This is a genomic window from Paractinoplanes deccanensis, from assembly GCF_016862115.1.
GTDB lineage: Bacteria > Actinomycetota > Actinomycetes > Mycobacteriales > Micromonosporaceae > Actinoplanes > Actinoplanes deccanensis.
Map to the genome: position 1 here is coordinate 52,554 of NZ_BOMI01000109.1, position 8,940 is coordinate 61,493.

At 74.4% G+C, this 8,940-nt stretch carries 9 protein-coding genes; 6 read left to right on the top strand and 3 right to left on the bottom strand.

Going from position 1 to position 8,940, the window contains the following annotated elements:
* Positions 1 to 77 precede the first annotated feature (77 nt).
* On the bottom strand, positions 78 to 650 hold the full coding sequence (locus Ade02nite_RS27720) for a TetR/AcrR family transcriptional regulator (protein ID WP_203770158.1): 573 nt from the start codon (positions 648 to 650) through the stop codon (positions 78 to 80).
* A gap of 87 nt (positions 651 to 737) precedes the next feature.
* Here Ade02nite_RS27720 and Ade02nite_RS27725 point away from each other — a divergent pair, with 87 nt between their 5' ends.
* Positions 738 to 1,616, top strand: a complete 879-nt coding sequence (locus Ade02nite_RS27725) for an SDR family oxidoreductase (protein ID WP_203770160.1) — start codon at positions 738 to 740, stop codon at positions 1,614 to 1,616.
* A 13-nt stretch (positions 1,617 to 1,629) separates the two neighbouring features.
* Here the strand turns inward: Ade02nite_RS27725 and Ade02nite_RS27730 are convergent, their stop codons facing one another.
* Complete coding sequence (locus tag Ade02nite_RS27730) at positions 1,630 to 2,427, bottom strand: acetoacetate decarboxylase family protein (RefSeq protein WP_203770162.1); 798 nt, start codon at positions 2,425 to 2,427, stop codon at positions 1,630 to 1,632.
* A gap of 24 nt (positions 2,428 to 2,451) precedes the next feature.
* Between Ade02nite_RS27730 and Ade02nite_RS27735 the strand changes: the two genes are divergently transcribed.
* The 5 genes from Ade02nite_RS27735 to Ade02nite_RS27755 all read left to right on the top strand — a co-directional run bounded on the left by Ade02nite_RS27735 (position 2,452) and on the right by Ade02nite_RS27755 (position 8,020).
* A complete protein-coding gene (locus tag Ade02nite_RS27735) occupies positions 2,452 to 3,570 on the top strand; it encodes a Rossmann-fold NAD(P)-binding domain-containing protein (protein WP_203770164.1) in 1,119 nt (372 codons plus the stop codon).
* The gene (locus Ade02nite_RS27740) at positions 3,567 to 3,851 is read left to right on the top strand and encodes an NAD(P) transhydrogenase subunit alpha part 2 (protein WP_203770166.1); all 285 of its coding nucleotides are present in this window, start codon (positions 3,567 to 3,569) and stop codon (positions 3,849 to 3,851) included. The genes Ade02nite_RS27735 and Ade02nite_RS27740 overlap by 4 nt, the downstream gene beginning before the upstream one ends.
* On the top strand, positions 3,848 to 5,233 hold the full coding sequence (locus Ade02nite_RS27745; protein ID WP_203770168.1) for an NAD(P)(+) transhydrogenase (Re/Si-specific) subunit beta: 1,386 nt from the start codon (positions 3,848 to 3,850) through the stop codon (positions 5,231 to 5,233). Before Ade02nite_RS27740 ends, Ade02nite_RS27745 begins: the two co-directional genes overlap by 4 nt.
* A gap of 72 nt (positions 5,234 to 5,305) precedes the next feature.
* Positions 5,306 to 6,493, top strand: a complete 1,188-nt coding sequence (locus tag Ade02nite_RS27750; protein ID WP_239169097.1) for an alpha/beta hydrolase-fold protein — start codon at positions 5,306 to 5,308, stop codon at positions 6,491 to 6,493.
* Positions 6,494 to 6,760: 267 nt separating this feature from the next.
* The gene (locus tag Ade02nite_RS27755) at positions 6,761 to 8,020 is read left to right on the top strand and encodes a methyl-accepting chemotaxis protein (RefSeq protein WP_203770177.1); all 1,260 of its coding nucleotides are present in this window, start codon (positions 6,761 to 6,763) and stop codon (positions 8,018 to 8,020) included.
* Between the two features lie 234 nt (positions 8,021 to 8,254).
* On the opposite strand, the gene Ade02nite_RS27760 is transcribed toward Ade02nite_RS27755, so the two are convergent.
* Positions 8,255 to 8,940: CHAT domain-containing protein (locus Ade02nite_RS27760; RefSeq protein WP_203770179.1), on the bottom strand; the 686-nt coding region annotated here is incomplete at its 5' end.

The following is an 8,940-nucleotide window of genomic DNA, read 5'->3' on the forward strand; positions in this document are numbered from 1 at the left end:
CTTGCCCACACGCTGTCCCGACGGCCGGCCGAGCGCACGCGGCCACCCGCCTTGCCCACACGCTGTCCGGATAGGGATCAGCCGAGCGACGCGGCCGCCGAGGCGAGAGCGTCCAGCTCCTCCCGGGCCAGCTCGGCGTAGCCGCGGGCGTTGGACGGGGCGATCCAGCGGGCGAAGGCACCGCGGAACGCGAGGCTGCCCACCTCGGCGGCGAGCGCGGCGAGCCGTTCGCCGAGGCCGCGCTCGCGCAACGCGGACTCGAGGGCCGCGGTGAGCGACGCCCGCTTGAGCAGCTCCCGTTCGCGCAGCTCGGTGTTGTCGTCGATGACGGCCTGGCGCCGGACCACCCAGGCGCGGCGCTCGTCGCCGAACGCGAAGGCCGCGGCCGCCAGCGCCGCGTGCAGCAGCTCCCGCGGGGTCGCCGAGGGCGGGCACGCGCGCATCGCGGCGGCGAACGCCTCGCCGATGAGGTCCTGGCCGGCGAAGAGGACCTCGCGCTTGTCGGCGAAGTGGCGGAAGAACGTGCTCTTGGCGAGGCCGGCCCGGGCGGCGATCTCCGCGGCGGTCGTGCCCTCGTAGCCGCGCTCGGCGAACAGGTCGAGCGCCGACGACGCCAGGCGCTCGCGCGCGTTCGGTTCCCACCGTGCCATGCGCCGATCCTAGCGTGATGAGACTCGGTCCCATCACGTGCTACGGTGATGAGACCAAGTCCCATCACAGGGCCAGGAGGTCCTCACATGCGCATCTTCGTCACCGGAGCGTCCGGCTGGACCGGCTCCGCCGTCCTCCCCGAGCTCTTCGCCGCCGGCCACCAGGTGGTCGGCCTCGCCCGCTCGGACGCCTCCGCCGCCGCGCTCACCGCCGTCGGCGCGGAGGTCGTCCGCGGCGACCTCGACGACCTCGCCGCGCTGCGCGCCGGGGCCGACGGCGCCGACGGCGTCATCCACCTCGCCTTCAAGCACGACTTCTCGGTCTTCGAGCAGAACATCCTGGACGACCGGCGCGCCGTCGAGACGATGGGCGCCGTGCTCGAGGGCACCGGCAAGCCGCTGGTCATCGCGTCCGGCACGCCCGCCGTGCCGGGCAAGGTCGCGACCGAGCGCGACACCACCGCCCCGGGCTCACCCGTCGGCGGCCGCGCGGAGACCGCGGCGATCGTCGTCGCCATGGCCGAGCGCGGGGTGCGCTCCGTGGTGGTCGGCCTGCCCCGCACTGTGCACGGGCCCGGCGACCAGGGCTTCGTCGCCATGCTGGTGGCCGCGGCCCGCCGGTCCGGCGTCTCCGGCTTCGTCGGCGACGGGTCGCAGCGCTGGCCCGCCGTGCACCGGCTCGACGCGGCGAGCCTGTTCCGCCTGGCCGTGGAGAGCGCGCCGGCCGGCTCCACCCTGCACGCCGTGGGCGACGAGGGCGTGCGCACCGCCGACATCGCCGAGGTGATCGGGCGGCACCTGGACCTCCCGGTGAAGTCCCGCCCGGCCGAGGAGTTCGGCTTCCTCGGCATGATCCTCTCCGGCGACCAGCCCGCCTCGAGCGCGATCACGCGGGAGCTGCTCGGCTGGCGCCCCACCCACCCGGGCCTCCTCGAGGACCTGGAGCAGGGCCACTATTTCGGCTGAGCTCCGGAGGCCTTCAACGAGGTGCTCGCGACGATCGTGCGCTGACGGCGGGCCACTCCCCCAGCGGCCCGCGCAGCGACGTCGCGTGCACGGTGAGCAGCGGACGGCCGACCATGCCGAGCGCCTGCATCCGGCGGGCCATCGGGTGCTCTCCCAGGCGTACGGAATAGGGAGCGCGACCCAGGCGCACGCCGGACAGGCGCATCGGCACCCGGCCCCGCAGCAGCTTGCCCGCCTGCGCACCATGGTCCAGACAGGACCAAGCGGGCAGCGAGGAGCGCACGCCGAACGGCAGGCGCAGCCGCCCGTGTGTGATCGACGCCGAGAACACCGGCGTGTCGCCGTCGCCGACCGTCACGTCGGTCTTGGTGGCGCCGAAACGCAGCGTGGCGGTCATCAGCCACTTCGGCAGCGCCCAGAAGTCCTGGCCCGCCTCCCGCGTGAAGGCACCGGTCACCGGCAGATCCAGCAGGTAGAGCCCCGGGCGGCGGCCGGGGCCGACGGCCAGCAGGCCCACACCGACCTCGTCGTACGACTTGAGCGCCCACTCGCCGTAGTGCAGGCACATGAGCACACCGACGGCCCGGCCGAACACGCTCAGCGGCGCCAGCGGGACATCGGCGAGCAGGTCGCGCGCCGCGCGGACCGGGGAGGTGAACACCGCCGCGGTGATCCGCGCATCGGTGATGGTCACCGGCAGCGTGACCGTCTCACCCTGGAGGGACCACACGCCCGGACCGATCCGTTCCGCCATGCGGCCGACCTTACCGCCGCGCGGGTGGCCGAGCGCCCGCCCGAGGTGGTAGAGCATCGATATCGATGCGAGGGGATGCCGATGACGATCGTCGGAGTACTCAGCGAGGCACCGGGGCGTGAGCGCCGGGTGGCGCTCACCCCGGACGCCGCCGGGCGGCTGCGCGACCGCCGGGTGCGGGTGGTGGTCGAGGCCGGCGCCGGGGGCCGCGCCTGGTTCGGCGACGGCGACTACGAGGCCGCCGGCGCCGAGGTGGTCACCCGCGATCAGGTGTACGCCCGCAGCGACGTCCTGCTGTGCCTGCACCCGCCGGACGACGTGGCCGCGCTCCCGGAGGGCCGGGTGCTGATCGGGCTGCTCGACCCGCTGGGCGACCTGGGCCTGGCCGAGCGCCTCGCCGCGGCCCGGATCACCGCGATCAGCCTCGACCTGCTGCCGCGCACGCTCAGCCGCGCCCAGGCGATGGACGCGCTCACCTCGCAGGCGAACGTGGCCGGCTACAAGGCGGCGCTGCTCGCCGCGGAGGCGTACGGCGGGTTCTTCCCCATGCTCGTCACCGCGGCCGGCACGACCCGGCCGGCGCAGGTGCTCGTGCTCGGCGCCGGGGTCGCGGGGCTGCAGGCGATCGCCACGGCACGGCGGCTGGGGGCCCTGGTCACCGGCTACGACGTGCGGGAGGCCGCCTTGGCCGACATCGCCTCGCTCGGCGCGAGCGTGCTGCGGGCGCCGCACGCCGACCGGTCCGGCAGCGACGGCTACGCCCGGCCGCTGGCCGAGGACGAGGCGGGCGCGCAGCAGGCGGCGCTGCGGGCGGCGATCCCCCGCTTCGACGTGGTGATCACGACGGCCAAGGTTCCCGGGGCGCCCGCCCCGCTGCTCGTGCCGGCGGCGGCGCTCGCCGAGATGCGCCCCGGCTCCGTCGTGCTCGACCTGGCCGTGGGCAACGTCGAAGGGTCGCTGCCCGACACGCGCACGCTCACCGAGAACGGCGTGACCGTGATCGGCGCGCCGGACCTGGCCGCCACCGTGCCGGTCGCGGCCTCCACCGCGTACGCCCGAAACGCCGTCGCCCTGCTCACCCACCTGATGCCCGACGGGGTGCTCACGCTCGACCCGGATGACGAGGTGCAGGCCGGGGTGCTGGTCTGCCACGACGGGCACATCGTCCACTCCCGGCTGCTGAAGGGGATCCGCTCATGAGCCCGCTGCTGCTCGCCGACCTGACCGTGTTCACCCTCGCCCTGCTGGTCGGCTTCGAGGTGATCAGCAAAGTACCGGCCACCCTGCACACCCCCCTGATGTCCGGCGCGAACGCCATCCACGGCGTCGTCATCGTCGGCGTCATGCTGCTCGCCGCCACGGCATCCACGACGGCCGGATACGCCCTGCTCGCCATCGCCGCCTTCTTCGCCGCGATGAACGTCGCCGGCGGCTACGTCGTCACCGACCGCATGCTCGCGATGTTCCGGAGCCGGTCATGAGCGCCTTCGACACCACCGTCCACCTGATCTACCTCGCCTGCGCGACGGCCTTCGTGGTGGGCCTGCACCTGATGAACGCCCCGGCGACCGCGCGGCGCGGCAACCAGGTCTCGGCGGCGGGCATGGCGGTCGCCATCCTCACCACGCTCGCGGTGCTGATCCACGACGGCGGGGTGGACGCGTACGCGGCCTGGGCTCTGGGAGCCGGCGCGGCGGGCGGCGCGGTGGCGGGCCTGGTCGCCGCGCGGGTCGTCCGGATGACCTCGATGCCCCAACTGGTGAGCCTGTTCAACGCGGTCGGCGGCGGGGCGGCGGCGCTGATCGCGCTCGGCGAGCGGCCGGCGTCCACCCAGGCCGAGGTCACCGGGGTGCTCGACGTGCTGATCGGCGCGGTCACGTTCAGCGGATCGCTGATCGCCGCGGGCAAGCTCGCCGGCCGGGTGCCGGGCCGCCCGCTCGCCGTGCCGTTCGGCCGGGCGATCTCGGTGCTGCTCGCGGCCGCCGCGGCGGCGCTCGCCGTGGTCTACGTCGGCGCCGAGCCGTCGCCCTGGGCGCTCACCGGGATGGCCGTGGCGGCGCTCGCGGCCGGGGTGCTGCTCACCCTGCCGATCGGCGGCGCCGACATGCCGGTGGTCATCTCCCTGCTGAACGCGTGCACGGGCACCGCCGTGGCGATGGCCGGCTTCGTGCTGGAGAGCACGCCGCTGATCATCGCGGGCGCGCTCGTCGGCGCGGCCGGCGCGATCCTGACCAAGCTCATGGCCGACGCGATGAACCGGCCGATCGGCGCGATCATCGCGGGCGGTTACGGCACCGGCGACGCGGTCGCGGTCGCGGTGGGCGCCACCCAGCAGGTACGGGAGGTGACCGTCGACGACGCGGCGATCCAGCTGGCGTACGCGGGCAAGGTCGTGATCGTTCCCGGGTACGGGCTCGCGGCCGCCCAGGCGCAGCACGAGGCAGTCGCGCTGGCGCAGGCCCTCACCGAGCGCGGCGTGGAGGTCAGCTACGCCATCCACCCGGTCGCCGGCCGCATGCCCGGGCACATGAACGTGCTGCTGGCCGAGGCGAACGCCCCGTACGAGCAGCTCCTGGACCTCGAGGAGAGCAACCCCGGCTTCGCGCGCACCGACGTGGCGCTGGTGATCGGCGCCAACGACGTCACCAACCCGGCGGCGCGCCGCCCCGGCAACCCCGTCTCCGGCATGCCCATCCTCGACGTCGACAAGGCTCGCTCCGTCATCGTGATCAAGCGGTCGCTGGGACACGGCTACGCGGGCATCGACAACGAGCTCTACACCGACCCGCGCACGGCGATGCTCTTCGCCGACGCCAAGGCCGGTCTGGCGGCGCTTCTCGCGGGCCTGCACGCCTACGCTTGACACCACAGCCTCCACTTGCGACGCTCGGTAGCGGTCCGATCACCATAGGCAGCGATCTCTGGAGCGGCCGACGTGCAGAGTCCGCAGATCACCCGCCTGCTCGCCGACCCGTCGCCGCACGCCGTGGCCTCGTTCTGGGACCGGGTCACCGCCACCGGCACCCCACTGATCGAGCCGTGCCGCGACGGCACCCGCCTGGTGACCTTCCTGTGGCGGGGCACGGCCCGGTCCACCCGCGCGCGGTGGGGCGTGGACATCCCGCTCGACCGGATTCCCGGCACCGACCTGTGGTGGGCCACCCGGACCCTGCCGGCCGACCTGCGCACCCTCTACTGCCTGACGCACGACGGGGCCGAGGAGCTACCCCGCGACGCGTACGGGCGGGGGCCCACCCACCTCGACGCGGCCAACCCGCGCCGGCTCCACTTCCCCGCCGACCCCGCCGACCCGGACGACCACGACTGCTGGGCCTCGGTGCTCGACCTGCCCGACGCCCCACCCGAGCCGTGGATCACCCCGCGCCCCGGCGTCGCCGCCGGCACGATCATGGAGACGGCGCTGGCCGGCGGCCCGCTCGGCGGCACCCGCGACATCGCGATCTACCGGCCGGCCGGGATGGCGTTCGACGACCTGCCGATCCTGGTCGCCTTCGACGGCTTCCTGGCCCGCCACGTCCTGCGGGTGCCGACCACCCTCGACAACCTCATCGCGTACGGCCGGATCCCGCCCCTCGCCGCCATCTTCGTGAGCAGCCGCGAAGCGTCGCGCGACGCCGACCTGAGCCCCACCCCGGCGATGCACGACTTCGTCACCGGCCGCCTCCTGCCGTGGGCGCAAGAGCACCTGGGCGCCGGCAGCCAGCCCGGCGGCAACATCATCGCCGGGGTCTCCCGGGGTGGCCTGGCCGCCGCGCACATCGGCCTGCTGGCCCCGTCCCACTTCGGCGCGGTGATCGCCCAGTCCGGCAGCTTCTGGTGGCCCAGCCCGCAGGAGGGCGAGCCCGGCTGGCTGATCCGCGAGGTGACCCGGCGCCCGCGCGCCGACGTCCGCTTCTTCCTCGACGTGGGCACCGCCGAGACGATGCCCGGCCCCGGCGGCGCCCCCGACCAGGTCTCCGTCAACCGAGCGATGCGCGACGCGCTGCGCGCCCGCGGCTACCCGGTCTCCTACCTCGAATACACCGGCGGCCACGACTACATCAATTGGCGCCGCACCTTCGCCGACGCCCTGATAGCCGTCTCCCGAGTCGGCACCGCCTGATCCTCGCTCCCGGTGCCCTGCCTCACGCCTCGCCTGCTCGCCCCGCCTGCTCGCCCCGCACCCTTGGGTCCGCGCGCACAGCCCTCCCTGCCCCGCCGTCACCATCAACTGGCGCCGGAATCGCCCGAATTCTCGGAAATCACCCGTTCGCGCGCGCTGAGGATGGAACCCTAAACGCAGGCATCCGAGCGCCGATCAACAGCGGCGTTGCCGTCTCGAGATCGGAGCGCCCGTGATGCAGTTTTCCCTCCCGCCGGGGCGAACCGCATGACCGCAGTCTGGGTGATCCTCCTCCTCGCGGCCGCGGCCGTCGCCTACCTCGTGGGCTGCCGCCGTCAGAAGCGACGCGACTTCCGCACGGTCACGTCCGCCCTCGGCGAGCTGCTGGACTCGGCCGCCACTCCCCTGCCGGTGCAGCCTTCCTCGCCCGGGCTCCCGTACGCCGAGCTCTCCTCCGGCCGCCCCTACGGCAACGCGTCGTTCACCGACCAGCTCGCGGCGCTCGGCGCCCTGTTCGAGACCGGCCGGGCCGAGCTGGAGCGGATGCGCGCCGAGCGCGAGACGCAGCTGCGCGAGACCGAGCAGGAGCAGCGCCGCGTCAACCACCGGCTGCGCCGCCGCGCCAAGGAGGCCATCGACGACACCGGCACCGTCATCACCGAGCGCCTGCGCGACGTCGTCTCCCAGGTCGGCGCCGCCCGCGAGGCGGCCACCGCCACCCACCACCGGGTCTCGGTCACCACCGAGGCGGCCGCGCTGATGGTCCGCCGCGCCCGCAGCGCCGACGAGTCCGCCACCGCCCTCAACGAGAGCCTGCGCCAGGTCGCCGGCATCGCCGGCGTCATCTCCGAGATCGCCTCGCAGACCCGCATGCTCGCCCTCAACGCCACCATCGAGGCCGCCCGGGCGGGCGCCGCCGGCAAGGGCTTCGCCGTCGTGGCCGACGAGGTGAAAAGCCTCGCCGACACCACAGCACAGTCAACCGAACAGATCACGGCGACCATCGCCGCCCTGGAGTCCGACATCGCCCAGATGGGCGGCACCCTGTCCGCGATCGTCCACGACGTCGCCGACATCGAGTCGGCGATGGGCAGCCTGAGCGGCATCGCCGACGACCAGCACGAGATCGTCGAACGCCTGAACACCACCGTCGACGCCACCATGGCCAGCATCCAGGACCTCTCCGAGGTCGCCGAACGCCTGGAACGCCGCCGCCACGACCGCGTGGCCACCACCGGCCCGATCACCGTGCGCGCCGGCAAACGCCCCGACATCGCCGGCACCCTCATCGACCTGAGCACCGAGGGCATCGGCTGCCTGCTGCCCGCGAACGCCGCCGTCTCGGTCGGTGACCGGGTGGCCGCCACCATGCAGCTCCCGACGGGCCCCTGCTCGGTCAGCGCCCAGGTGGTACGCAAGGCCGCCCGCCCCGACGGCGTCGAGGTCGGCATGCAGCTCACCGAGGTCTCCCCGGACGCCCAGTCCCGCCTGGCCGCCCAGATCAACCAGGCCTTCGACACGCCCTGACCGCCACCCGGCCCACCCGCCCAGGCAAGCCACGCCGGCGGCGATCCGCAGGACAACGAGAGCCGGGCGCGCCAGATGGCTGCCCAGCGCGCCACACCGCACGTTTGACTGTGTCAGCCCGCCGCATGACGCCGGCACCAGGACGTGCGTGGAAGTCGCAGGGCGCCTTTGCCGTGCTTACGGCTGTGTCATGTGTCTGGTTGAGTGCGTTGGGCGGGTGGCTGATCGTGCTGGTCAGCCGCCGAGGCAGAGGAAGCTGGTGCCGGGGCCTGCGGCGGCGAGGGCCGCTGCCGGAGGGTGGCCTTCGGTGAGCGCGCGGTGGAAGCGGACCATGACCTCGCGGGCGATGTCGTCGGCCACGCGGGCGACGCTGGCGACCACGGTGGTGGTGCCCGCGGCCAGCAGGGCCGAGGCCAGGCCGAACGTCTCGTCTCCCGGCCGGATCTCGCTGAGGCCCAGCTCGCAGCTCGAGAGCACCACGACGGCCGGCGGCTGCCGGAGCCGCTGGAGGTCGTAGCCGAGCAGCGGGCCGCCGGCCAGTTCGAGGGTGGAGAAGAGCGCGTTCTCGGCTTCGTGGCGGCCGTGGGCGGCCAGGTGTGCCAGCGCGGCGCCGTCGAGAGCCTGCAGCACGCCGGCGGGCGTGGCGGACTCGCCCAGCAGCAGCACCGAACCGGGCCGGAGCGAGGCGATCTCCCGGGCCTCGTCCTCCCCTCGCCGCAGGTCCGGGCCGGCGGCCACGACCACGCGGCCCCCGAACGAGGCATGGGGCGCCGGCGCGTCCGGGTGCGCGGGCCGCGTCCGGCCGGCCACCGAGGCATAAGGCGCCGGCCCGGTCGAATGCGCGGGCCGCGTCCGGCCGGCCCGCCCGAGCGAGGCACAGGGCACCGGCCCCTCCGGGCGCGCAGGCTGCGTCCGGCCGG